A 23,780-nucleotide genomic window follows, 5' to 3' on the forward strand; every position below is an offset into this window, starting at 1 on the left:
GTAGCGTGAAAAGGGTGAATGACTATCCCAGCAGGGAGAGCACATTGGCGATCTTGTTGTCGAGCTCGGCCCACTCGGCGACAGGCTCGGAACCGGCGACAATGCCGGCACCGGCAAACAGGGTGACGCTGCCCGGCTGAATGCGGGCGCTGCGAATGGCGACCGAGAACTCGGAGGTCTCCCTACTCAGCATGCCGCAGGCTCCGGCGTACCAGCCCCGATCGTAGGGTTCGAACTCGCGGATAAAGGCGAGCGCTGCCTCGCGCGGAGCGCCGCCCACCGCCGGCGTCGGGTGGAGGGCGTCGAGCAGCTGCCAGTCGCAGACGCCGGGCTTGAGCTCGGCTTCGATATCGCACTTGAGGTGTTGCAGCAGCCGCAGTTTGAGAATGCGCGGCTCGGTCAGGGTGGCATCGTGGGTTAGTGGCGCCAGACGGCTGAGGATGTCGGCATGTACCAGCCGGTTCTCCAGCCGGTTCTTGCTGTCGGCCAGCAGCTCGGCGGCCAGTTGGGCATCCACCTCTTCATCGCCGGAGCGGCGAATGGTGCCCGCCAGTGCCTCGGTAAAGAGGTGGCGATCTTCCCGGCGGTAGAGCCGCTCGGGAGAACAGGCGATAAAGGCCTGCTCGGGGGAGAATTGAAAACCGAAGTGGAAGCAGTCCTGGGCGTGGCGGGCCCACTGGTCGAGCATGGCCCAGGGATTGATATCCGCATCATGGTTCGGACTGGTCAGCAGGCTCTCCCGCGACAGCACCACCTTGGGAGTGTGGGCCTGAAAATCAGAGGCGGTGACGCGCTCTACCAGCGTCTGCCACTGGGCGGGACCGGGGCAATCCTGCCGCTGCCAGGGCTGCTTTTGCAGGGCGGGTAGCGGGGCTTCCGGGCGCAGGGCATCGAGGGCGGCTTCGGCCGCCTGCAGTTCGGCCTCGAGATTGTTTTCATCCAGCCAGAGGTTGAGGCAGAGGCTGACGCATTCGCCACGGCGCACCAGCTCGATGCGGGGCAGCACGAAACGGCAGGGGCCAAACCCTTGCCAGCCGGACTGGGCCGGATCGAACGCCAGCCCGCCATAGTAGCGAGGGCTGTCGTCATGATGCTGGTTGGCTGTGTTAGTGCACACCTTCTTGATGGCGTGCGGTTCGGTCAGTTCATGGATGGCGCCCAGCGCGACATACTCGGGACGAGCCTCTCCACGGGCCTGCCAGTAGATGCGGGGATAGAGGGTTTGCGCCGCGAGCCAGCCCAGAAAGGAGCGGATTTCGATCGCCACTCGCAACCGTACGAAGCCGCTGACGTTGCTGTGACGCAGGGCGTCCAGTTGTTGCTTGATATGGGTCTGAGCCAACATGGATTCTTTTCTGAGCCGGGTAGTAACGAGCGATCCGGTAGCTGGATGCCGTAGGTTTATGCCAAAGGGCGATGATTTCCTATATATTATCTGCCCATTCGTCCATGTAAATCGCCCGCGGGAGCTTCACTCTCCGGGGCCAAGTATACCCAAATCCGGTTCGATAACCCTTAACACGATCAATATCCGATTGTTTGGCCATCACAAAATGACAAATACCTTCTCTGTTTGGTTGCTGGCGGCGCGTTTGCGAACATTGCCGCTCGCCTGCTCTTCCATCCTGCTGGGCTCGGGGCTGGCTGCCAGTCGTGGCGCCTTCGATGGCACCATCATGGCGCTCTCCCTGCTGACCGCCATCTTGCTGCAGATCCTCTCCAATCTGGCCAACGATTACGGCGATGCGGTCTCCGGCGCCGACAACGGTGAGCGGATCGGCCCGCAGCGCGCGGTGGTCTCCGGTCTTATCACCAAAAAGCAGATGTGCGTGGCGATGGTGCTGACTGCGCTGGCGGCGGTGGCCAGTGGCCTGCTGTTGCTCGGTTGCGCCTTCGGTGGCCAGTGGCTGCAGATTTTGGCGTTTGTAGTGCTGGGTGGCGCGGCCATCGTCGCGGCGGTGACCTACACCGTCGGCAAGACCCCTTACGGCTATCGCGGGTTTGGCGACATCTCGGTGTTCCTCTTCTTCGGTCTGCTGGGGGTGCTCGGCTCCTACTACCTCTTCACCAAGAGTCTGGAGTGGGATCTGCTGCTGCCTGCCACCGCCTGTGGCCTGCTGGCCACCGCCGTGCTCAACATCAACAATGTGCGCGACATCGAGACCGACGCCGCCAGCGGCAAGATCACTCTGGCGGTGCGCCTTGGCCGCAACCGCGCCATCGCCTATCACTGGGTACTGTTGGGGGCGGCGCTGCTGGCAACCATCGCCTTTATCCTGATCCAGCCCGCCAGTTTCTGGCCGTGGATCTTCTTGCCCGCCATGAAGCCTCTCAGCGATGCGGCCCGCACCTTGCGCGAAAGCTACGATGGCGAGGTACTGACCGGTTCTCTCAAGAAGACCGCCATCAGCGCCTTTCTGTTCAGCCTGCTGCTCTCCATCGGGTTGGCGCTCTCCTGACCGCTGGTCGCAACTCGCCAAGGCGAATAATGAAAAGGGCTCCTGAGATGGGAGCCCTTTTGGTTTCTGGCGGGTTTAGCTGGCTCGAGCCACTTTGAGCGTGCGGCGGGAGAATAGCAGAGTATCCAGCAGCCAGATGGCGACCATGGAGGCGCCCACCAGCGGGAAGGCGATCCCCAGCAGGATCAGCAGGGCGATGGCACCGCGCATCGGCGGGAGTTTGGCGGGCAGTGGCGGCGCGGCGAGACGGCCCTGCGGACGACGGCACCACCAGATCCACAGACCACTCACGGCGCTGGCCAGCACCATCAGGCAGATAAGCAGCATGGCGAGCTGATGGGGCCAGCCGTAGAGCTTGCCCATGTGCAGCATGACGCCGCTCTCCACCGTCTTGGCGACCGTGCCGTAATCCTGCCAGCGCACATCGGCCAGCACCTTGCCGCTGTATTGATCGATATGCAGGGTGGCGTCGTTGCGTGGATCGTCGGCAAACAGGGCGATGGTGTAGACGCCGGTGTCGCCGACCGGCGGGGTGATGCTGTAACCCGGTTGGACTCCCCGCTCATGGGCGATCTCGACCACCCGTTGCAGCGCAATGCGCTGGCTTGCCATCACCACTCCCTCGTGCTCGCCGTGGTTCATGGCACCGTGATCGTGCCCCTCATCAACTGGCTGCGAGCTGGGCATGGGGGTGTTCTCCACCGCCCAGGGAACCGTCTGCTCATGGGCCTGATTCAGGCTGCGAGCCAGCGGTGCCGATTTGGGTACCTCGTTCCACATAGCGGCGGGGAAGCGGTTCCAGACCGCGGCAAACTGATCGCCCCAGAAGCCGGTCCAGGTCATGCCGCTCAACAGCAACAGCAGCAGGAAACCGGCGCCCCAGAAGCCGACCACGGCGTGCAGATCCCGCCACCAGAGGCGTCCGCGCTGGCTGACTCTGGGCCAGAGAATACCGCCCACCCCGGGCCCCTTGCGTGGCCACCAGAGGTAGAGACCGCTTAGCAGCAGGACCAGCCCCCAGCCTGCAGCCAGTTCGATCAGCCGATCCCCCGTGGTGCCGAGCAGCAGGTCGGCGTGCAGGGAGCGAGCCACCGCTTGCAGATTCCACTTGTTATCCATGGTGCCGAGCAGGGCACCGCTGGCGGGATCCATAAACAGGGTCAGCTCCTGTTCACCCCGATTGACGATGAACTGAGCGCTCTGATCGGGTGCGACAGGCGGCAGGTATTTACGCAGGCTGGCATCGGGCATGGTCATCATCGCCTTGGCCAGCAACTGGTCGGCACTCAGTGTTTGGCTGGCGGGGGTGGCCTTCATCAGCTCTGGGGACATCAGGTTGTCGAGCTGGGGTTTGAACAGATAGACGATCCCGGTCAGTGACAGCAGGATCAGGAAAGGGGCGACAAAGAGACCGGCGTAGAAGTGCCAGCGCCAGATCCGTTGGTAATGACTCGAGTCCCTGTTTTTCATTGCACATCCTTGTTGAGGTGCCAAACCTTTCGGTTGGTGGAATGTTTGTGGCGGCGCGGATAATAGCAGTAACGTTTCGTTAACTGCAATCACACATCTTGAGATCGGTTCAGTGCGGGATGTCGGTAACATGAGGTGCCGACGGTTTGCTGGATAGGATGACCACGCTTTGGGGAAAGCCTGTTTGCTGCTGGACTTTTCCTTATAAATTATTACCTTGTGGTAACAATTTGCAGACGATTGTGGTAACGGAATGGGAGCAGTCATGCAGCCACATGGGCAATTCGACATGGAGCGCAGGGGCCAGATGCTGATCTGCCGCCCGAGTGGCCCTTTCAATCTGGCAGGTGCCATGGCCTATGAGGCGCGATTTCGTCACGAACTGGCCGGATTGATGGATGGCCCCTGGGGGATTGTCGAGGTCGCGACCGAGTTTGAAGCGGCCGGGCCCGAGGTGCTGGCCCGTTTTCGTCGCCAGTTTGGCTGGTGTGCCGAGAGTGGCTGTCAGTTTCTGGCGGTGGTCTTCGTGGGGGGCTTCAAGCGCTATCTGGCGGATAATATCTTCACGGGATTGCCCTTTCGGGCGGTACGTTATTTCGAGCAGGAGGCAGCGGCCATCCAGTGGCTGGGGGAGCAGCTCAACACCGCTCCCTGTGAACCTGCGAGCGCTTGACGACCCCGCCCACCGCTTGGGCGGGCTTCAATCCAGCTTGATAAACCACTTGTCCCGCTCGTCAATGCAGTCGGGTTCACCCATTTCGAATTTGCGGCAGATCAGCGGCCGTACCTCGTACATGGATGGGGCACATCATCGTGGTGAGTGCATTCGAGGAGCCTGGTTAATCCAGCTTGATAAACCACTTGTCCCGCTCGTCAACGCAGTCGGGTTCACCCATTTCGAATTCGCGGCAGATCAGCGGTCGCACCTCGTAGATACGGCACATCATGGTGTTGCGGTCGAGGGCGGCGCACCAGCCATCGTCCAGCCGGCGCATGACCGGTATCTCGCCTTCCCGTTCCAGTACATAACGGTCCGGCACGCCGGTATCGGTAAAGAGCATCACTTCGAGGCGGCAGCAGCAGGCTTCGCAGTTCTGGCAGCTCACATCGGTTTGGATTGCTTGGGTCATGGTGCCTGTCTTGCCGCATGGCGGCATCGGAGATATGAAACAGGCGCCTGTCAGGCGCCTGTGGTCTGGCTAATGGCTTGCAAAAACCTTAGCCCAGTTTGCGGGCGCGGTAGCTGCGACCCTTGATCTTGCCTTCCTGCAACCGCTTGAGGGCGGCGCTCGCCACGCTGCGCTTCACCGCGACGTAGGAGTACTGCTCGGAGATCTGGATCTTGCCCACGTCGGCGCCGGCAATGCCGCCTTCACCGGTCAGGGCACCCAGAATGTCACCGGCCCGCACCTTGGTCTTGCGGCCTGCATCGATGGAGAGGGTCACCATCTGCGGGGCGATCGGCTTGATGTCGCGGCCTATGCTGTCGAGATCACCCAGCGGCATCGGAGCCTGCTGGTACTCTTCGATAAAGTTGACGCGCTGGGCCTCGTTCGGCTGATAGAGGCTCAGGGCCAGCCCCTGCTGGCCGGCACGACCGGTACGACCGATGCGGTGCACGTGCACTTCCGGATCATAGGTCAGCTCGTAGTTGATGACGGCGCCCAGCTCCTTGATGTCGAGGCCGCGGGCCGCCACATCGGTGGCCACCAAAATGGTGGCGCTGCCGTTGGCAAAGCGCACCAGCACCTGATCCCGCTCGCGCTGCTCCAGGTCGCCGTTCAGCGCCAGCGCCGAGAAGCCCTTGGCGGCCAGATGGTCGGCCACGTCGTTACAGGCGCGCTTGGTGTTGCAGAACACCACGCAGGAGCTGGGCTGGTAGTGGCTCAGCAGCCAGGTGAGGGCGTCGAGGCGCTGGCCGGCGGGCACTTCGTAGAGCTTCTGTTCGATGGCGCTCCCCTCGTGCAGGGACTCCACGCTCACCTCGACCGGATTGCGCTGCACGCCGCGGCTCATCTGGGCGATCCCTTCCGGATAGGTCGCGGAGAAGAGCAGGGTCTGACGCTGCTGGGGGGCATAGCTGATGACCCGGTTGATATCTTCGCCAAAGCCCATGTCCAGCATGCGATCCGCTTCATCCAGCACCAGCGTCTTGAGGCCGGATAGCTCCAGCGTGCCTTGCTCCAGATGCTTGAGAATACGACCCGGGGTGCCGACGGCAATGTGGGCACCAAAGCTCAGGGTGGCGGACTGCGGTGCGGTCGGGGTGCCGCCGCACAGGGTAACCAGCTTGACGTTGGGCAGGGCGCGCGCCAGACGACGGATCTCCTGAGCCACTTGATCCGCCAGTTCTCGGGTCGGGCAGAGCACCAGCGCCTGCACTTCGAGGCGGTTGACGTTGAGCTTGGCCAGCAGGCCGAGACCGAAGGCGGCGGTCTTGCCGCTGCCGGTTTTTGCCTTGGCGATCAGGTCTTTGCCATCGAGTACCAGGGGCAGGCTCTGGGCCTGGATCGGGGTCATTTGCAGGTAACCCAGGCTGGTGAGGTTCTCTTGCAGGGCGGGGGAGAGATTGAGGCTGCTAAATTCGCTGTTATTCACAAAAGGACTCTATTTCGGAGAAAACGGGGATGCGCGAGCGCTAAGGCTGCGCATCATACCAGAATGTGACACCGGATGTGGCGGATTTTTGAACGGCTGGTCACGAAGAGTCATGAAAGGTTCATTTGTTGCCAAACCGATCGCGGACGATCATCGACAATGCGATAAGGACTATTTTTCAAACACTCATCTAATTATTTATCGCGGATAAACGTTTTCTATTTTCGGTGTTTTAATATAATGATTGGGAAATATTCCACGAACAGTTACTGCGCCACAGGGAATGTTGCGAAAATGCTGATGAAATATTTTCAAAGAACATGAAAACGGCGCCAATCTTACTCAATATGATGTTTTTAAAAGAATTTATATTTTCATGTTGCGCGATTAATATCAGTTCATTGCACAATTAATTTAAAAACGTTTGTATTATTCCGCCTCCATAATATTGCGCGGGATTGTGATGGCTATCTGATTTTTAAATGTGCAAATGTCTATGATGGCGCCGGTCAAAAATTACAATTTACTCAGGTGCTACAGGTATGGAATACGTTCACTTTGTGCTCGGACTGGTGATGGTCCTCGCTCTCTCTCTGCTGGCTAACCGCCACAACTGGAAACAGATTAAACTGCGTTATATCGGCCAACTGCTGGTAGTCGAACTGGCGCTGGCCTGGTTCATGCTGAACTCCGAAGTGGGTCTGGCGGTGGTGGGTGGCTTCGCGGCCGGCTTCACCAAGTTGATGGAGTTTGCCAAACAGGGTACCGACTTCGTGTTCGGTGGTCTGGTCAACGAAGGAGCCTTCTCCTTCTTCCTGATGGTGCTGATGCCCATCGTCTTCATCTCCGTGCTGATCGGTATTCTGCAGTACATCCGCCTGCTGCCGCTGGTGATCCGCGGTATCGGTACCGTGCTGGCCAAGATCAACGGCATGGGCAAGCTGGAGTCTTTCAACGCCATCAGCTCGATGATCGTCGGCCAGTCCGAGAACTTCATCGCCCTCAAGAACATCCTGCCGCACCTGAACGAGAAGCAGATGTACACCCTGGCGGCGACGGCGATGTCTACCGTCTCCATGTCCATCGTCGGTGCCTACATGCAGCTGATCGAGCCGCGCTACGTGGTTGCCGCGCTGGTGCTCAACATGTTCAGTACCTTCGTGGTGCTCTCGCTGATCAACCCCTACGAGCCGGATAACTCCGTGACCGACATCAAGGCCATTGCCGAAGGTGACGAGCACCACACCCCGAAGAAAGAGAACTTCTTCGAGATGCTGGGTGAGTACATCATGGCCGGTTTCACCGTTGCCGTTATCGTGGGTGCCATGCTGGTGGGCTTCATCGCCCTGATCGCTCTGATCAACTACCTGTTCGAGATGGCATTTGGCGTGAACTTCCAGTTCGTCATGGGTTACCTCTTCTACCCGATCGCCTGGATCCTGGGTATCCCGAGTGGTGAAGCGCTGCAAGCGGGCTCCATCATGGCGACCAAGCTGGTGACCAACGAGTTCGTGGCGATGATGGATCTGGGCAAGGTGGCTGCCGAGCTCTCTCCGCGCACCGTCGGCATCCTCTCCATCTTCATGGTCTCCTTCGCCAACTTCAGTTCCATCGGCATCATCGCCGGTGCGGTAAAAGCGCTGAACGAAGAGAAGGGCAACATGGTTTCCCGCTTCGGTCTGAAGCTGGTCTACGGTTCTACCCTGGTCAGCCTGCTCTCTGCCGTTATCGCTGGCATCATGATCTGATCCTCTAGTGGTTCGCACCACTGCTTGGGCCCCTGACCTCGTCAGGGGCTTTTTTGTTTCTGGCTTACAGCTGCCAGCCGCACCACCAGCCGGCAACCAGCAGGGTGAGGGTGCAAAAGCCGGTTTCGATGGCGCCGCCACTGCGCAGCGGCCAGCCTGGCAGGCGGTAACGGCGTTTGATGGGCCAGAAGAGCGGAATGCCCGCCGGGGTGAGCCAGTCCCCCAGCAGATGGCTGAGGTAGCCGACGATAAGCGCATCCTTGACCCCCATGGGCAGGGTGTCCGGCGGCAGGCTCTGGTTCAGCCCCCAGATAGCGGCGGCGACTGCCAGCAGACTGTGGGTGAAGCCGCGATGGCCGAACAGCCGCGACAGAGGTTTCGAGATCCACGGCAGGCGCTGCCCCAGCACCGATTTGGGGTGGTCGAGGTCGGGCAACAGGGCGCTGGCCAGCGCGGCAGGGATGGTCTGCCACAGGCTGGCATCGGCCAGCGCCGGAGTGAGCTGCAGTTTATGGGCGATCAGGGTGCAGGTAACGGAGAAGAGCAGGTGCCCTTGGGCGGTCATGATGATTACGGCGTGGACAAGATGGCGGCGCATCTTACCAGCCTGACGGTTGTGGTCAGCTCTTATTTTAAAAATCAGGATGTTACGGCGAAAAAGCGCCCAGGCAGGGCGCCTTTAGGGTCTCTTTACAGCTTGCCTTTGACCAGCCACTTGTCGAGTGCATTGGCGAAGCGCTGCTTGTCGGCGGCATTGAAGGGGGCCGGGCCGCCGGTCTGCACGCCAGCCGAGCGCAGCTCTTCCATAAAGTTGCGCATGCCGAGCCGCGCCTTGATGGTCTCGCGGGTGTAGATCTCGCCACGGGGGTTGAGCGCCTCGCCACCGGCATCGATCACCCAGGAGGCGAGGGGGATGTCGCTGGTGATCACCAGATCGCCGGGCTGAACCTGCTGGGCGATGACATGATCTGCCACATCGAATCCCTTCTCCACCTGCTGGGTTTTGATGAAGGGCGAGGGGGGCACCCGCAATCCCTGATTGGCCACCAGGGTGGTGACGACCTGGGCGCGGTGGGCGGCACGGTAGAGGATCTCCTTGACCGGAATGGGGCAGGCATCGGCATCAACCCAGATGGGCATGGCATGGTTTCCTGTAGTGAAAGCGGATAGAAAACGAGAGCGGCCATGTTAACACAGGCCTCCCTTCCCGGCGCGGGGCTGAGTCGGCCCTGCCTTTGGTGTAAGCTGGGGCCAGCACATGAAACGAGAAGGAGACGAGATGGATTGGGTGCCCGGTGAAGTGATTTATGCCCTGACCCTGGATGGCAAGGGTGGCATGGCGCCACTGACGGCGGGAAGCGAAGTCCCGGCGGCACATCCCGGCTGGTTGCATCTGGATTACGGCAATCCCGATTCGGCGCGCTGGCTGTTGCAGACCCCCTTGCTCAGCGAGGCGGCCAGGGAGTCGCTGCTCGGCCAGAGCAATCGTCCCAAGCTGGTGCGGATGGGGGAGACGGTGCTGCTGATCCTGCGCGGCATCAACCACAACAAGGATCACAGGCCCGAAGAGATGGTGGCGCTGCGCATCTTCATCACCCCGGATCTCATTATCAGCAGCCGTCGTCGTCCGCTGCTCTCCGAACAGGATGTCTTCAACCAGCTCAAGCTGGGTGGCGGCGCCGATACCCCGGCCGACTGGCTGGTGGAGATTTGTGATGCCCTGACCGATCGGGCGGGGGAGTTTGTTGAAGAGTTGCACGACAAGATCCTCGATCTGGAGGAGATGGTGCTGATGCGCGACATGCCCGCCAATGGCCGCTTGGCGCTGATCCGCAAGCAGCTCATCATGATCCGCCGCTACCTCTCGCCGCAGCGGGATCTGGTGGCGCGGCTGGCCAACGAGAAGATCAGCTGGCTGGATGAGGATGACCGCCGTCGTCTGCTCGATATCGCCGATCGACTGCGGCGCTGGCTCGATGACCTCGATGCCGGGGTGGCGCGCACCGCTGTGCTGGCAGACGAGATCAACAATCTGATGGCAGAAGCGACCAACCGCCGCGCCTACCAGATGTCGGTGATGGCACTGCTCTTTTTGCCTGCCAGCTTCCTGACCGGTCTGTTTGGCATCAACCTCGGCGGTATCCCCGGGGCCGAGAATCCGACCGCCTTCTGGGTCTTTTGTGGTTCGCTGGTGGCGCTGGCCAGCGGGCTGGCTATCTGGCTCAAACATCGGCGCTGGTGGTAAGGAGGCATAACCCATGTGGCAATCAATTGGCCTGACCCTGCTGCTGTTGCTGGGTCATACCCTGATCCGGCGGCTTATTCACAAGAGCCTGCTGGCGCTCGGTCAGAGCAGGCAGGTGAGCGAGAACCGGGTGCTCTACGTGGCCCATGTGTTCCACTTCCTGCTCGGCTGCGCCACCCTGCTGGTGCTGGCCGGGGTATGGGGGCTCGACTTCTCCCGACTGGTGGTGCTCGCGTCCTCCTTCTTTGCGGTATTGGGGGTCGCCATGGTCGCCCAGTGGTCGATCCTCTCCAACATCACCGCCAGCATCACCATCTTCTTCGCCTTCCCCTACAAGATTGGCGACCGGATCCGCATCCTCGACAAAGATGATTCGGTCACCGGCGTCATCACCGAGATTGGCTTGTTCTACGTGCGGGTACGTGATGACAACGGCGATCTGGTCACCTATCCGGCCAACCTGATCCTGCAAAAGCCGGTTAGAAAGCTGGAGGGCAAGGTGGCGGAACCGCTGCAACCGGAATAGAAAGCAACCGGAATAACAAAAGGCTCCCTCGGGAGCCTTTTTACTGTGAGGTGGGTGGGGCTAGCGTTCGAAGAAGCGGTAGAGGTGTTCCACCTGAACCGGGCAGTCGGCCACCTGATGCAGATGTTCGCGGGCCTGCTCGACGGTGCCGAAACTGACCGGGCAGCCGAGGGTGTCGGTCAGCTCGTAGAGGGCGCCATCCTTGCCTCTGAATTCGATGAGCCAGCCGGGAATGGCCACGTCGTGGAGTATTTCGGCCTCTTGCAGGATCTGTTGCTGATAGAGCTTACGAAGTTCACTGACTGTCATGATGCTCTCCTGTGGGGAATATCCAGCTCCAGTCTATGCCTGCCCTTTATGTGCGGCAACAGTGGTGCGGCAACGGGATCATCCCCGCAGGACCTCCCATGCCCAGCGGATGCGGATAAAGGTCTCGGCATTGCCACCCCGATCCGGATGGTGCTGCAGTGCCAGCTCCCGCCAGCGGCGGCGGATCGCCTCCTGACTTGCCCCTTCATTCAACTCGAACAGGGCCAGTGCCTCGGTTTTGTGCCCCTCACCGTCATAAGCGCGCCAGAAGCGGTTGAGCAGGGCCTCCACTTCGGCACGGTCGGTCTGCCAGAACACCTGCCAGTCGAGATAGTAGCTACGCAGATTTTCGCCAACAGCAAAGCCGTGGTTGGCCTCCTGGTTCCCGGCCAGCGGTTCGAGCCGGATATCCAGAGTGCTGATCAGCAGCCACCAACCCTCTTCATAAAGCTCGGCCTGCAGCTGGTAGAGGGCGTTCATGATCAGGAAGTTGACCCGAAACAGCTGCAGCTGTTCATCGTCGGCCAGCCGGGGGATCTCCCCCTGCTGGCGCAGAGCAGCCATCAGTTCATGCACCTTGTAGCTGCCCGCCGCCTGTTGCAATAGCACCAGCAGAGGGGCGATCAGCGGATTATGGTTGGCTTCGTTCATTCGGCGCCTTGCTCTCTGGGCGGCTGCAGGGCGATCAGCAGCTCACCCGCCTGCGGGGTGACGGGGCCGGTAACGATCTGGGGCTTGCCCTTGCCATCCATGATGAACAACGGGATGGCGCCGGGATTGGCGGTCTGATACTGGGCCCAGTCGAACGCCTCGCTCAGGCGGGTCGCCTTGATCTGGCCACCCCGGCTCAGCAAGCCGCTCAGCCTGGCATAGTTGATGTCGGGGCCGAACAGGTTCTGGCGGGCGCGAAAGGTGGCGCTCTCCCGGTTAGCCTTGCCGTGTTGCTCGCTGGAGCGCAGGGAGTAGACCTGCTCCTCGCCGTAGAGGTGGGCGAAGTGCAGCACCCCGAGGGCGTTGTTGTGGCGATTGGGGGAGAGCGCCAGCACGGTACTGATGCTGGTGAGCGGCAGGTGCAGCTCGGCATGTTCCGACTGGGGGTTGCCGAAATAGCAGGGGAGGTTGCTCATCCGCGCCTGTTTGCAGAACTCCCAGGCGGGATCGCAGAGCTGCACTGGCACCCCCTGATCCGCCAGCGCCTTGCCGATGGCTCGCGCCACCGAGTTGGCCCCTATGATGAGCCAGGTATTGGGGGCGCTCTGGCGCATCTTGAGCAGGCTGGCCAGCGGTGCCGAGGTGAGGCTCTGCAACACCACGGTGGAGATGATCACCGCAAATACCAGCGGCACCAGCTTGTCGGCATCGGGAATATCGGCCTGATGCAGGCTGATGGCAAACGAGGCACTGACTGCCGCTGCGACTATGCCACGCGGGGCGATCCAGCTCAGCAGGGCGCGAGCCCGCCAGGAGAGATCCGAGTCCCAGGTCGAGACCAGAATACAGAGCGGACGCGCCACGAATTGCACCACGCACAGCAGCGCCAGCACCATGGGGCCGAGTTGCCAGAGCTGTGCCAGATCGAGGCGGGCCGCCAGCAGGATAAACAGGCTGGATATAAGGATGACCGCGAGATCTTCCTTGAACGCCAGCACCTCTTCTAGATCCAGCCCCTCCTGATTGGCGAGCCAGATGCCGAACACGGTCACCGCCAGCAGGCCGGACTCGTGGCTGAGCCAGTTGGAGAGGCTGAAGGTGACCAGCACCAGCGCCAGCACGCCGAATTTGTGCAGGCTGACCGGTAGCCAGTCCTTGCGAATGAGCAGGGTGGTGAGCCAGCCTGCCACCACCCCGATCAGGGAGCCGACCAGCACTGTCTTGCCCAGCGCCAGCAGGGTATGGCTGATGAGATCCCCCTGACTGCCGAGGCGTACCGCCTCGAACACCAGCACCGCAAACAGGGCGCCGATGGGGTCGATGACGATCCCCTCCCAGCGCAGGATGCGGTCCACCTCCCGGGTGGGGCGGATCACGTTGAGCATGGGGGCGATCACCGTCGGGCCCGTTACCACCAGTACCGCGCCGAGCATGGTGGCGACCCGCCAGTCCAGCCCCAGCAGGAAGTAACCGGCGCTGCCGATGACGGCGAAGCTGACCAGCATGCCGGTGGAGCAGAGATTGCGCACCACCTTGCCGATCCCCTTGAGCTCGGCCAGATGAAGGGTCAACGCCCCCTCGAACAGGATGATGGCTACCGACAGGGAGACCAGCGGAAACAGCAGCTCCCCGAGCAGGGCATCGGGGTCGAGCAGGCCGCTGACCGGGCCCAGAGTCAGGCCGGTGAGCAGCAGAAACAAGATGGCGGGCACCCGCAGCGACCAGGCGAGCCATTGGGCCAGTACGGAGACCAGGGCGATCCCGGCCAGAGAGAGGGCAATCATGCAGACCTCGATTCAGGCAGTGAGTATGGAGCTAGTGTAGTGGCTAAGTTGGTCAGATTGACACCCGAAGGTGCGGGCGTCATGGCCGGGATGGGGAGATGTGCGACAGTCGGCGTCATGGTGGCTGGCGGTGGTGTGAAGGGCGCCAGCCAGACGCCAACCGTGGTGATGGTGTGGCCTCGGGGCCCGATTAGATGGGGCTCTCCTTGTGGAGCTCGCCGACACAGTCGGCCAGCGCCAGTACCAGTGCGGAGCGCACCATCTGATCGAGCCGGTTGAGCTGCATCTGGTAGAAGGCCCAATCCTCTTCGCTGGCGGGGGGCTCCAGCTTCATCATGCCACCCTGATTGACCCCGTGCAGGCGGTCGAGCAGATCGCGGATCGGCTTGTCGCTGAAGCGGTAATCCTTGGGGTCGCGCACCAGAAAGTCGCGGATCTTGATATAGGCTTCGATATCCTGATAGCGCTCGAGTGAGATGAGGCCGAGGGCGAAGATGAGCTTGAGGCGCACCTCCAGCTGGCCGAGGGGGCCGCTCTGGTTGAGCAGGGGTTCGATGGCGTATTTGACGGCATACTCCTCCTGACGGAACGCGCGTCGCATCAGGGAGTCGACCGCCTCTTCCAGGATGGTCACGGCTTCGAGAAAGAAGCCGCGGGGGCCATCCTGCTCGTTCAGTCGTTCCAGTACTTCATCTTCCTGGTGTGTGGTCATAGGTGCATTGGGTCCAGCTGACAGGGAGAGAGTGGGCCTCTCTCCCGGTTTCTATCATATGGGGCACATTCCCTTGCCATTCAAGCGCTTGGCGCGCTATCAGTGGTGGCTGAATGCGCCGCAAGCAGGGTCATTACAGGGTTTCGTAACGGGCGACGATGGCGCGAACCACCTCGCTCTCTTCATCCAGTCCGGTGACGCGGGCCAACGCTTTGGCCGGGCCCAGCTCCGCCAGCAGGGCTTGCAACTCCACCGCCTGCGGATCATCGGCATTGCGATAGTGGAGCGCCGCGGCGATCCCTTCTTGCAACTGCTCGTTGGGCAGGCCGTACTCCAGGGTGCCCAGCAGCGGCTTCACCAGTCGATCCCCCGCCGCCAGCTTGCGCAGTGGCTGACGACCGACCCGGTCAATCTCATCCACCAGATAGGGGTTGGCGAAGCGGGCCAGGATCTTCTCGATATAGGCGGCGTGCAGGCGCGGGTCGAAGCCGTAGCGTTTTACCAGCACGGCACCGCTCTCCTCCATGGCGCGGCGCACCTTGCTGCGGATCACCGGATCCTCGATCGCCTCGCGCACTGTGCGATAGCCCCGCAGCTTGCCGAGGTAGGCGGTGACGATGTGGCCGGTGTTGAGGGTGAACAGCTTGCGCTCGACGAAGGCCATCAGGTTGTCGGTGGGTTCCATGCCCGCCACCTGTGGTAACTCCCCCTTGAACTGGGTCTGGTCGACGATCCACTCGCTGAAGCTCTCGACCGTCACTTCCAGCAGGTCATCGTTGGCTGCCGCGGCGGGCGGCACGATGCGATCCACCGCCGAGTCGACGAAGCCGATGCAGGATTCGAGCGTGGCATGATACGCGACCGGCAGGTACTTGAGTACCTCCTGCTTGAGGTGGCTGGTGCCGCGCACCATGTTTTCGCAGGCGATGACGTTGAGCGGTGTCAGGTTGCCGGCATCGAAGCGGGCCTGCAGCCCCTTGGCCAGGGTGCTGGCAATCTTGTCCAGAATGTTGGGGCCCACTGCGGTGGTGACCAGATCTGCGGTGATGATGCGGGCGATCACCTCGTGACCGGCGGAGCTCACCGCAGCCACGTTGCGCACCACGTCCAGCTTCTGATCCGCACCCACCACATGGACCTTGTACTCCTGACGGTGGTTGAGCTGGTCGATCAGGGTGTCGTTGACGTCGGCGAAGGTGACCTGATGGCTGGCATCCGCCAGCACTTTGCCGATGAAACCGCGACCGATGTTACCAGCACCAAAATGCAATGTTTTCATGATATTAACCTCTTGAACCAAAGACGATGAAAGATGATTACGCAGCCTGTTCGGCACCCAGCAGATCCAGGAAGGCCTGTGGATCCGTGGTGCTGGCCAGCCGGTCGATGAGACCGGGTTCATCCAGTGCATTGGTCAGGCGGGTTATCACCTGCATATGTTCGTCGTTGCGGGCAGCGATGCCGATCACCAGCCGCGCCACCTCATCGGCGGCTTCGCCAAAGGCGACCCCGGCCGGGTACTGGCAGATAACGATGCCGGTCCGCTTCACAAACTCCTTGGCGGCGATGGTGCCGTGCGGCACGGCGATGGATTCGCCGAGGTAGGTGGAGACCAGCTGTTCCCGCTCCAGCATGGCGTTGACGTAGTCTGGGGCCACGTAGCCGCGCTCGGCCAGCAGTCGGCCAGCGGTCAGGATGGCGGCCTCCTTGTTGTCCGCTTTCAGTCCCAGATGCACGTCATGACGGCTCAGGGTAAAGACTTCGGCGGCCTGCGGCTCGTAGCTGTCGTCGTTGGCGGCCACCAGCAGTTGCGGGTTGGCGACATCATCGTTGGCAGCGCGGCTCAGGCTCTGTACCAGCTCCTGATAGAGGCCGTTGTCGAGGAAGTTGGTGAGCGAGATATGGTGAGCGTTCGGCGCATGGCGACGGGCCCGCTCGGTCAGATCCTTGTGGGTAATGACCCAGTCCACCTGATCGTCGAGCTGATCGATGGCGCGGTTGGTGACGCTGATATCGAGCCCCGCGGCCTGCACCCGCTTGCGCAGCATACCGGCGCCCATGGCGCTGGAGCCCATGCCCGCATCACAGGCGACCACAATATTGCGTACCGCCATCAGTTCGCCGCCCGGCTTCTTGGCCGCTGCGGTTTCGGGCTTGCCGCCCTTCATGGCTTTCATCTTGCGAGTGGCTTCACCGAGGGCATCGGCCTCGTCCGCTTCCGGCTGCTGGGCGCGAACGAATACGGCGGCGACCAGGAAGGAGACCAGAGTGGCGCTGATGATGGAGAGGGCGACCCCGATCAGGGAGGCTTTCGGCGTCATCAACAGCACGGCGAAGATGGAACCCGGTGAGGCAGGGGAGACCAGACCGGCGTTGAACAGGGTCAGGGTAAAGACCCCGGTCATGCCACCGGCAATCACCGCCAGAATGAGGCGCGGGTTCATCAGCACGTACGGGAAGTAGATCTCGTGGATGCCACCGAAGAAGTGAATGATGGAGGCGCCAGCCGCGGACTGCTTGGCCGCACCACGACCGAACACCATGTAGGCCAGCAGCACGCCCATGCCCGGGCCCGGGTTCGCTTCAATCAGGAAGAAGATGGAGCTGCCGTGCTCGGTCGCCTGCTGGATCCCCAGCGGCGAGAAGATGCCGTGGTTGATGGCGTTGTTGAGGAACAGGATCTTGGCCGGTTCGACGAAGATGGAGGTGAGCGGCAGCATGTGGTTATCCACCAGGAAGCCGACGCCACCGGCAAGCAGGCCGGAGAGCACCTTGACGAAGGGGCCAATCACGAAGAAGGCGAGGATGGCCAGCAGCATGCCGATAAGGCCGGCGGAGAAGTTGTTGACCAGCATCTCGAAGCCGCTCTTGACGCGACCGTCCATCGCCTTGTCGAAACGCTTGATGGCCCAGCCACCGAGCGGGCCGACCATCATGGCGCCCATGAACATGGGAATGTCGGTCCCCACGATGACGCCCATGGTGGTGATGGCACCGACCACGCCGCCGCGCTCACCCCCCATCAGCTTGCCGCCGGTATAGCCAATCAGCAGCGGCAGCAGGTAGGTGATCATGGGACCAACCAGCTTGGCCAAGGTTTCATTGGGCAGCCAGCCGGTGGGGATGAAGAGGGCGGTGATAAAGCCCCAGGCGATAAAGGCGCCTATGTTGGGCATGACCATATTGGACAGGAAGCGTCCAAAATTCTGTATCTTGACTTTGGTATCCGGTGATAACATGTCGGGACCCCGTTTTAAGCCTGTTTGATTAAAAGTGGTAGTCGGGATGGCCGGTTTTGCCGAACCTCCATCCCGGTCGTCTAAGCAACTTCAATCTACCAGCTTGCGATCAAATTAGGCTGAAAACGGGGTGTCTTGTGATCCAGATCTCGGATGCCCAGCGATACCCCCTCCATAACCAGTGACCCACATCACATTCCCATGCTGTAATTCGGCTACATTTCGATCTTTTCTGTTTTGCATGGTCATTTTTTGTGACTCAAATCACTAAAGTTGTTTTGTGGCTCTCTTGTTGAATAGTGACTTTCGTCACAAATTCAATTTTTGTATTCGAATGGGACAAATCACTCAATTACTCATCAGTGGGTGGTGACGATGGATCTATCGCAACACTCCATTGCTTACCAATGAATCAATAAATTTGTAACCCGCTTTCAGTTTTTACGGTTGGTGATGAGGGCTCTTTTGCGGCTGATTGATGGGAATGGGCGCCAACATGCAGGATGTTATCGAGCGGCAGATGTTCGGGGCGCTTGCTTGCCGCGCAGGGCTGATAGCAGATAAAAACAAACCGCCAGCAGGCGGTTTGTCGGTTTTTGCGATCTGAGCCCTGTCGGGGCTGCGGCTTAGTAGAAACCCGCATCCTCGGGAGAGGGGCGGGTCTTGAAGCGGCGATGGAGCCACATGTACTGCTCCGGCGCCTTGCGCACAGCGGCTTCAATCTCGCGGTTGGCGCGGGCGGCATCGACCATGTCGTCACCGCTGGGGTAGTCGGCGAGCGGTGCCCCGATATGCAGGGTGTAACCCTCTCTGGTGCGGATGTTGTAGCAGGGGAGGGTGATGGTGTTCTTCACCCGCGCCAGGGTGGCGGTGCCGGTGATGGTGGCGGCCTGCTCCACCGCGAAGTAAGGCACGAACACGCTGGCGTGGCTGCCGTAGTCGTGATCCGGCGCGTACCAGAGGGCGTCGCCGTTGCGCAGCGCCTTGATCATCCCCTTCACATCCATCCGGTCTACCAGATATTTGTTGGAGGCGCAGCGACCGTGATACTGGGCATACTCCAGCACCGGATTGGTGTTGGGGCGATAGACCCCCACGCCGGGGCGCACCAGCCCGAAACAGCGGGCGTTGAGTTCCAGCGTCAGGAAGTGGCAGGAGAGCAGCAGCATGCCCTGACCTTTTTCCATGGCGGCGATGACGTGCTCTTCCCCTTCCACCTTCATCAGGTTGCGCATCCGCCAGTCTGGCCAGAACCAGGCGATCCCCACCTCGAACACGGCGCAGCCCACGCTCTCGAAGTTTGCCTTGAGCAGTTTCTCCCGCTCATCCCGGGTCAGCTCGGGCATCGCCAGCTCCAGATTGCGACGGGCAATCTTGACCCGGGACTTCAATATCCTGGCGGCGAGGCGACCGAGCTGACGGCCCAGCCACATCTGGCTACGCCACGGCAGCAGGGTCAGCAGCCAGAGCAGGCCGAGGCCGAACCAGCTGGCCCAGTAACGGGGATGAAACAGGCGGGGCTCCAGGCGGGGAGCGTTGTCATGGGCCATGGCTAATCTCTTGTTCGCAAACACAATCGGGGGATTCTAGCCGAAAAGGGGGGGCGGGGGCGAATGGCTGTGTGCTGGTCAGAGGGGTAACCCGCGTCCGGTTAGCGTGACAGCGGCGGCAACTGCGGTCGGCTTTTTCTACACCGGATAAAAGAGTGTGATAAAATCGCCCGCTGATTTTTCAGGTTTTGAGAGTCGATACAGATGAAGATCACCCTGCCCGATTTTGAAAAAGCCCGCGTTCTGGTCGTTGGCGATGTCATGTTGGACCGTTACTGGCATGGCCCTACCGGTCGGATCTCCCCCGAGGCGCCGGTGCCCGTGGTCAAGGTTGAACACATTGAGGAGCGTCCCGGTGGCGCGGCCAACGTGGCCCTCAACTCCGCCGCCCTTGGCGCTCACGCTGTGCTGCTTGGCCTGACCGGTCAGGACGAGGCTGCCGATGCCTTGGCTGGCCAGATGGCTGGCGTCAAGGTGGCCTGTGATTTCGTTCGTCTGGCCGACTTCCCGACCATCACCAAGCTGCGGGTGCTGTCCCGCAACCAGCAGCTGCTGCGTCTGGACTTTGAAGAGCCCTTCCACTCCGTCGATGCCACCCTGCTGATGAGCAAGGTCGAGCAGGCGCTGCCAAACAGCGACGTGATGATCCTTTCCGACTATGGCAAGGGTGCTCTCAACGATGTGCCCGGCATGATCCAGCGCGCCCGTGCCGCCGGTATTCCGGTGCTGGTCGACCCCAAGGGGACCGACTTCGAGAAGTACCGCGGCGCTACCTTGCTGACCCCCAACATGTCCGAATTCGAGGCCGTGGTGGGCAAGGTGAAGAGCGAAGAGGAGCTGGTCGCCAAGGGGTTGGATCTGGTCAAGCGTTTCGAGCTGGATGCCCTGCTGGTCACCCGTTCCGAGAACGGCATGACCCTGATCCGCGAAGGTCAGCCGGAGCTGCATCTGCCGGCTCAGGCCCACGAGGTTTACGATGTGACCGGTGCCGGTGATACCGTGATCTCTACCCTGGCCACCTCGCTGGCGGCAGGCAAGAGCCTGGACGAAGCCTGCGCACTGGCCAATACCGCCGCCGGTATCGTGGTCGGCAAGCTGGGTACCTCTACCGTCAGTCCGGTCGAGTTGGCCAACGCCCTCTACACCGAGCAGGAGACCGGCTTCGGCGTCATGTCCGAAGCCCAGCTGAAAGTGGCGGTTCGTGCCGCCCGTCTGCGTGGCGAGAAGGTGGTGATGACTAACGGCTGCTTCGACATCCTGCACGCCGGCCATGTCTCCTATCTGGCCAACGCTGGCAAGCTGGGGGATCGCCTGATCGTGGCGGTCAATACCGACGAGTCGGTTCGTCGCCTGAAAGGGCCGGGTCGTCCGGTCAACCCGACCGAGCGTCGCATGGCGGTGCTGGCTGCGCTGGGCGCGGTGGACTGGGTAGTACCGTTTGGTGAAGATACCCCGCAGCGCCTGATCGCCGAGATCCTGCCGGATCTGCTGGTCAAGGGCGGTGACTACAAGCCGGAAGATATCGCCGGTTACGCCGAGGTGACCGCCAACGGCGGTGAGGTGCGCGTTCTCAACTTCGAGGATGGCTGCTCTACCACCGACATCATCAAGACGATCCGCGAGCGCGGCTAACGTTCTGCTGGCCCCGCAATCTGGCGGGGCTCTCTATCGGCGGTAGCAAGCCGACAGAAATACGGATAACAAAAAGGCGACCTTGCGGTCGCCTTTTTCATGTCCGATAGCGGCTATCAGCCTTTGGCTTTTGCCGTGGCAGGCATCAGACCCTGGTTCACTTCCACCAGGTCCTGCGCTTCCAGAATACCGGCAGCCTGTTTCAGGCTCAGGATATTGAGGATGTAGTTGTAACGGGCTTCGGAGAGCTTCTGCTTGGCCTCGTACAGCTTGCGAGTGGAGTCCAGCACGTCGACGATGGTACGGGTACCCACTTCGTAACCGGCTTCGGTCGCCTTCAGGGCGCTGTCGGCGGAGACCACAGACTGGCTGTAGGCGCGCACCGAGCCGATGCTGGCGTTCACGTTGTTGTAGGAGGAGCGTACTGTGCTCTGCACCGAGCGGAAGTTCTTCTCCAGCAGTTCGCTGGCCGCTACGTAGTTGTATTGAGCCTGCTTCACCTTGGAGCTGGTGGCGCCACCGCTGTAGATGGGCAGCTTGAAGGTCAGACCGATATTGGCTTGATTGTCATTGCCGCCGCTCTGAATACTATCCAGCTTGTAATCGGTATTGCTGGTTTGCAGTCCGGCACCGAGATCCAGCGTCGGCTCATGGCCGGTTTTGGCCAGATCGATCTGTTCCTTGGCAATGTCCTTGCTGATGCGGGCACTGTGCAGTTGCAGGTTCTTGTCCAGCGCCAGCTCCAGCCACTTGTCGGAGCCGAAGGCGGTCTTCTGCGGGCTGAAACGATCGGTATTCAGCACGTCCAGATTGCGATGATCGATACCGGTCAGCTCGCGCAGGGTCTCGTAGCTGTTGTCCAGCGAGTTTTCGGCATTGATCTCGTCAGCCAGCGCCTGGTCGCGGGAGGCTTCCGCTTCATGGACGTCGGTGATGGCGGTCAGGCCCACTTCGAAACGCTGCTGGGTTTGCTCCAGCTGACGCTCTACGGCAACCTTGTTGGCACGGACGAACTCCAGGGTATCCATCGCCTTGAGCACATCAAAGTAGGCTTTGGCGGTGCGCACCATCAGGTTCTGGATCTCGAGGTTGTAGGCGACATCTGACTGAGTGGCCTGCTTCTCGCTGATATCCAGATTGACCCAGTTACTGCGACGATAGAGGGATTGCGACAGTGTCACTTCACCCTTGGCGTTGGTATTGCTCTGGGTATCGTTCTTGTTTTGCAGATAATTGAGCCCGGCACCCAGATCGATCTGGGGCAGCAGAGGAGCACGGGATTCGTTGATCTTCTCGAAGGCCTGGTCGCGAACGGCTTTGGACTGCAGCAACTGCGGGTCTTTGATCTGGGCTTGCTGGTAGATGTCGAGCAGGTTTTCGGCATGGGCACCGGCACTGACGCCCAGCAACACCATGACTGACAAAAGTGTTCTTTTCATAGATCGTTTTAACCTTATGTAGTAACCCAAACTGGTTGCTGGAGAGGCAAATATTGTCACCGACCAAGCTTGATTGCAGCTTAATCACTCTACTATAAGCAAAATTTAATGCTAAGAGTCTCAGGTCCGGTGACGGGAACGTCAAGAACCGGACGCAGTTTTCTCCCCGCGCGCCTAGCCAAATGGTCTGTGGCTGCTAAAATCCACCCCTCATTACCATGGTACGCCGAGTGAATGAACGTTCATTCATGTTCCTCGGATTTTATGGTCAAACTGATACAAGTCAAGCTGACGGGAGCCCCGGATGTCGCAGCAACCCTTGCCGCAAGATCGGCATTACGCCGCCGATGATGTGAAAATCATTGAAAAATCAGCTGGATATAACGGCTTCTTCAAGGTGAATGTCTATCGTTTGCAGCATCGGTTATTTGCTGGCGGCTGGAATCAGCCCATCGTGCGCGAGCTGTTCGAGCGGGGTCATGCCGCCGCACTGCTGCCCTATGACCCGGTACGCGACCAGATAGTGCTGGTGGAGCAGTTCCGCATCGGCGCCATGGAGACCAGTCCGACCCCCTGGCTGCTGGAGCTGGTGGCCGGCATTATCGACGAAGGTGAGACCGCCGAGGCGGTGGTGCGCCGCGAAGCGGTGGAAGAGGCCGGGATCGAGGTGGCCCGCTGCGAGCATGCCATCAGCTATCTGGTGAGCCCGGGCGGTAGCACCGAGCGGATCGAGGTCTTTGTGGGCGAGGTGGATGCCAGCAAGGCCGAGGGACTGCACGGTCTGGCCGATGAGGGCGAAGATATCCGGGTGCACGTGGTGAGCCGCGAACAGGCCTACGCCTGGCTCAAAGAGGGGCGCATCGACAATGCGGCCTCGGTCATTGCCCTGCAGTGGTTGGCCCTCAACCATGGCGAGCTGCGCGCCCGCTGGCTGGCGGATCGCTGAGGTGGCGCTGACCCTGCAACAGAGCAGGCGCTATGTGCCTGATCTGATGTCCTTGCAGCGTACCTGCGAGGTCAACTATATGGCGCTGATGAAGCTGCTACCGCCGGGAGGGGAGGTGGGAGCCGAGCGCCGCTATCGGGTCGGCAACGATCTGCAGTTCCAGCTCACCATCATTGGCGAGAGTCGCTTCACCAATCAGGTGATCCTGAGCCAGCACAACCCCGAATTGCCCGAATATTTACAAGCTCAGATAGAGATTCGTTTGTATCATGATGTGCGGATGGCGGAAGTGTGTGCAGCGCAACAGATTTCCCGTTTGCAACCACGTTATGATTATCCCAATAAAAAGATGCACCAGCGGGATGAAAAGGAGCAGGTAAATCTGTTTCTGGCCGAATGGCTAAAATTTTGTCTCAGACATGGCACCAGCCCGATCAATATCTCCAGTTGAACAAATAAAAAGAAGCGTGAT

The 23,780-nt window shown here is 60.7% G+C and carries 22 protein-coding genes and 1 pseudogene; 8 read left to right on the forward strand and 15 right to left on the reverse strand.

What is annotated here, in order from left to right; translation table 11 throughout:
* Positions 1 to 22: 22 nt before the first annotated feature.
* Positions 23 to 1,345 carry an isochorismate synthase MenF gene (locus NOM06_RS07545; RefSeq protein WP_255910884.1) on the reverse strand — a complete coding sequence of 441 codons (1,323 nt, stop codon included), beginning with the start codon at positions 1,343 to 1,345 and terminating at the stop codon, positions 23 to 25.
* A gap of 208 nt (positions 1,346 to 1,553) precedes the next feature.
* Between NOM06_RS07545 and NOM06_RS07550 the strand changes: the two genes are divergently transcribed.
* Entirely contained in the window at positions 1,554 to 2,459 is a 906-nt protein-coding gene (locus tag NOM06_RS07550; RefSeq protein WP_255910887.1) for a 1,4-dihydroxy-2-naphthoate polyprenyltransferase, read from the forward strand.
* Positions 2,460 to 2,534: 75 nt separating this feature from the next.
* Here the strand turns inward: NOM06_RS07550 and NOM06_RS07555 are convergent, their stop codons facing one another.
* Positions 2,535 to 3,929, reverse strand: a complete 1,395-nt coding sequence (locus tag NOM06_RS07555; protein WP_255910890.1) for a PepSY domain-containing protein — start codon at positions 3,927 to 3,929, stop codon at positions 2,535 to 2,537.
* 265 nt (positions 3,930 to 4,194) lie between these two features.
* Between NOM06_RS07555 and NOM06_RS07560 the strand changes: the two genes are divergently transcribed.
* Positions 4,195 to 4,602: a hypothetical protein gene (locus NOM06_RS07560; RefSeq protein WP_005354927.1), complete on the forward strand. Its 408-nt coding sequence runs from the start codon at positions 4,195 to 4,197 to the stop codon at positions 4,600 to 4,602.
* Positions 4,603 to 4,629: 27 nt separating this feature from the next.
* Here NOM06_RS07560 and NOM06_RS07565 read toward each other — a convergent pair.
* The 3 genes and pseudogenes from NOM06_RS07565 to dbpA form a co-directional block, all read right to left on the reverse strand.
* Positions 4,630 to 4,722, reverse strand: a pseudogene (locus NOM06_RS07565) (YkgJ family cysteine cluster protein); the annotation flags it as partial.
* A gap of 46 nt (positions 4,723 to 4,768) precedes the next feature.
* Entirely contained in the window at positions 4,769 to 5,059 is a 291-nt protein-coding gene (locus NOM06_RS07570) for a YkgJ family cysteine cluster protein (RefSeq protein WP_005363120.1), read from the reverse strand.
* Positions 5,060 to 5,147: 88 nt separating this feature from the next.
* Entirely contained in the window at positions 5,148 to 6,527 is a 1,380-nt protein-coding gene (gene dbpA / locus NOM06_RS07575) for an ATP-dependent RNA helicase DbpA (RefSeq protein ID WP_005335919.1), read from the reverse strand.
* Positions 6,528 to 7,069: 542 nt separating this feature from the next.
* Between dbpA and NOM06_RS07580 the strand changes: the two genes are divergently transcribed.
* Positions 7,070 to 8,275: a NupC/NupG family nucleoside CNT transporter gene (locus NOM06_RS07580; RefSeq protein WP_005363118.1), complete on the forward strand. Its 1,206-nt coding sequence runs from the start codon at positions 7,070 to 7,072 to the stop codon at positions 8,273 to 8,275.
* Between the two features lie 64 nt (positions 8,276 to 8,339).
* Here NOM06_RS07580 and NOM06_RS07585 read toward each other — a convergent pair whose 3' ends face one another.
* On the reverse strand, positions 8,340 to 8,840 hold the full coding sequence (locus tag NOM06_RS07585; RefSeq protein ID WP_213387784.1) for a metal-dependent hydrolase: 501 nt from the start codon (positions 8,838 to 8,840) through the stop codon (positions 8,340 to 8,342).
* Between the two features lie 125 nt (positions 8,841 to 8,965).
* Positions 8,966 to 9,415: a YaiI/YqxD family protein gene (locus NOM06_RS07590; RefSeq protein ID WP_255910893.1), complete on the reverse strand. Its 450-nt coding sequence runs from the start codon at positions 9,413 to 9,415 to the stop codon at positions 8,966 to 8,968.
* 139 nt (positions 9,416 to 9,554) lie between these two features.
* Between NOM06_RS07590 and zntB the strand changes: the two genes are divergently transcribed.
* Both zntB and NOM06_RS07600 read left to right on the forward strand, forming a co-directional pair.
* Positions 9,555 to 10,520, forward strand: coding sequence for a zinc transporter ZntB (gene zntB / locus NOM06_RS07595; RefSeq protein WP_255910999.1), 966 nt, complete (start codon positions 9,555 to 9,557; stop codon positions 10,518 to 10,520).
* Positions 10,521 to 10,533: 13 nt separating this feature from the next.
* Positions 10,534 to 11,046: a mechanosensitive ion channel domain-containing protein gene (locus NOM06_RS07600; protein WP_005354921.1), complete on the forward strand. Its 513-nt coding sequence runs from the start codon at positions 10,534 to 10,536 to the stop codon at positions 11,044 to 11,046.
* 60 nt (positions 11,047 to 11,106) lie between these two features.
* On the opposite strand, the gene NOM06_RS07605 is transcribed toward NOM06_RS07600, so the two are convergent.
* The 7 genes from NOM06_RS07605 to lpxL all read right to left on the reverse strand — a co-directional run bounded on the left by NOM06_RS07605 (position 11,107) and on the right by lpxL (position 19,291).
* Complete coding sequence (locus NOM06_RS07605) at positions 11,107 to 11,355, reverse strand: hypothetical protein (protein ID WP_005363113.1); 249 nt, start codon at positions 11,353 to 11,355, stop codon at positions 11,107 to 11,109.
* 78 nt (positions 11,356 to 11,433) lie between these two features.
* A complete protein-coding gene (locus tag NOM06_RS07610) occupies positions 11,434 to 12,006 on the reverse strand; it encodes a DNA-J related domain-containing protein (RefSeq protein ID WP_255910896.1) in 573 nt (190 codons plus the stop codon).
* On the reverse strand, positions 12,003 to 13,790 hold the full coding sequence (locus NOM06_RS07615) for a sodium:proton antiporter (RefSeq protein ID WP_255910898.1): 1,788 nt from the start codon (positions 13,788 to 13,790) through the stop codon (positions 12,003 to 12,005). The genes NOM06_RS07610 and NOM06_RS07615 overlap by 4 nt, the downstream gene beginning before the upstream one ends.
* 190 nt (positions 13,791 to 13,980) lie before the next feature.
* The gene (locus tag NOM06_RS07620; protein WP_005335907.1) at positions 13,981 to 14,502 is read right to left on the reverse strand and encodes an MltR family transcriptional regulator; all 522 of its coding nucleotides are present in this window, start codon (positions 14,500 to 14,502) and stop codon (positions 13,981 to 13,983) included.
* A 133-nt stretch (positions 14,503 to 14,635) separates the two neighbouring features.
* The gene (locus tag NOM06_RS07625) at positions 14,636 to 15,781 is read right to left on the reverse strand and encodes a mannitol-1-phosphate 5-dehydrogenase (RefSeq protein WP_255910900.1); all 1,146 of its coding nucleotides are present in this window, start codon (positions 15,779 to 15,781) and stop codon (positions 14,636 to 14,638) included.
* A 37-nt stretch (positions 15,782 to 15,818) separates the two neighbouring features.
* Positions 15,819 to 17,741, reverse strand: a complete 1,923-nt coding sequence (locus NOM06_RS07630; RefSeq protein WP_076493337.1) for a PTS mannitol transporter subunit IICBA — start codon at positions 17,739 to 17,741, stop codon at positions 15,819 to 15,821.
* A gap of 626 nt (positions 17,742 to 18,367) precedes the next feature.
* Positions 18,368 to 19,291, reverse strand: coding sequence for an LpxL/LpxP family Kdo(2)-lipid IV(A) lauroyl/palmitoleoyl acyltransferase (lpxL, locus tag NOM06_RS07635; RefSeq protein WP_255910902.1), 924 nt, complete (start codon positions 19,289 to 19,291; stop codon positions 18,368 to 18,370).
* Positions 19,292 to 19,495: 204 nt separating this feature from the next.
* Here lpxL and hldE point away from each other — a divergent pair, with 204 nt between their 5' ends.
* Positions 19,496 to 20,923: a bifunctional D-glycero-beta-D-manno-heptose-7-phosphate kinase/D-glycero-beta-D-manno-heptose 1-phosphate adenylyltransferase HldE gene (gene hldE / locus NOM06_RS07640; protein WP_005335903.1), complete on the forward strand. Its 1,428-nt coding sequence runs from the start codon at positions 19,496 to 19,498 to the stop codon at positions 20,921 to 20,923.
* Between the two features lie 116 nt (positions 20,924 to 21,039).
* On the opposite strand, the gene tolC is transcribed toward hldE, so the two are convergent.
* Positions 21,040 to 22,362, reverse strand: a complete 1,323-nt coding sequence (gene tolC / locus NOM06_RS07645; RefSeq protein WP_058057939.1) for an outer membrane channel protein TolC — start codon at positions 22,360 to 22,362, stop codon at positions 21,040 to 21,042.
* Between the two features lie 304 nt (positions 22,363 to 22,666).
* On the opposite strand from tolC, the gene nudF reads away from it, so the two are divergent.
* Entirely contained in the window at positions 22,667 to 23,308 is a 642-nt protein-coding gene (nudF, locus tag NOM06_RS07650; RefSeq protein WP_005335901.1) for an ADP-ribose diphosphatase, read from the forward strand.
* The gene (locus NOM06_RS07655; RefSeq protein WP_305120753.1) at positions 23,271 to 23,759 is read left to right on the forward strand and encodes a DUF1249 domain-containing protein; all 489 of its coding nucleotides are present in this window, start codon (positions 23,271 to 23,273) and stop codon (positions 23,757 to 23,759) included. The genes nudF and NOM06_RS07655 overlap by 38 nt, the downstream gene beginning before the upstream one ends.
* The last annotated feature ends 21 nt before the right edge of the window (positions 23,760 to 23,780 follow it).

Origin of the sequence: Aeromonas sp. JL9, assembly GCF_024436075.1 — a bacterium.
Taxonomy (GTDB): Bacteria; Pseudomonadota; Gammaproteobacteria; order Enterobacterales; family Aeromonadaceae; genus Aeromonas; species Aeromonas veronii.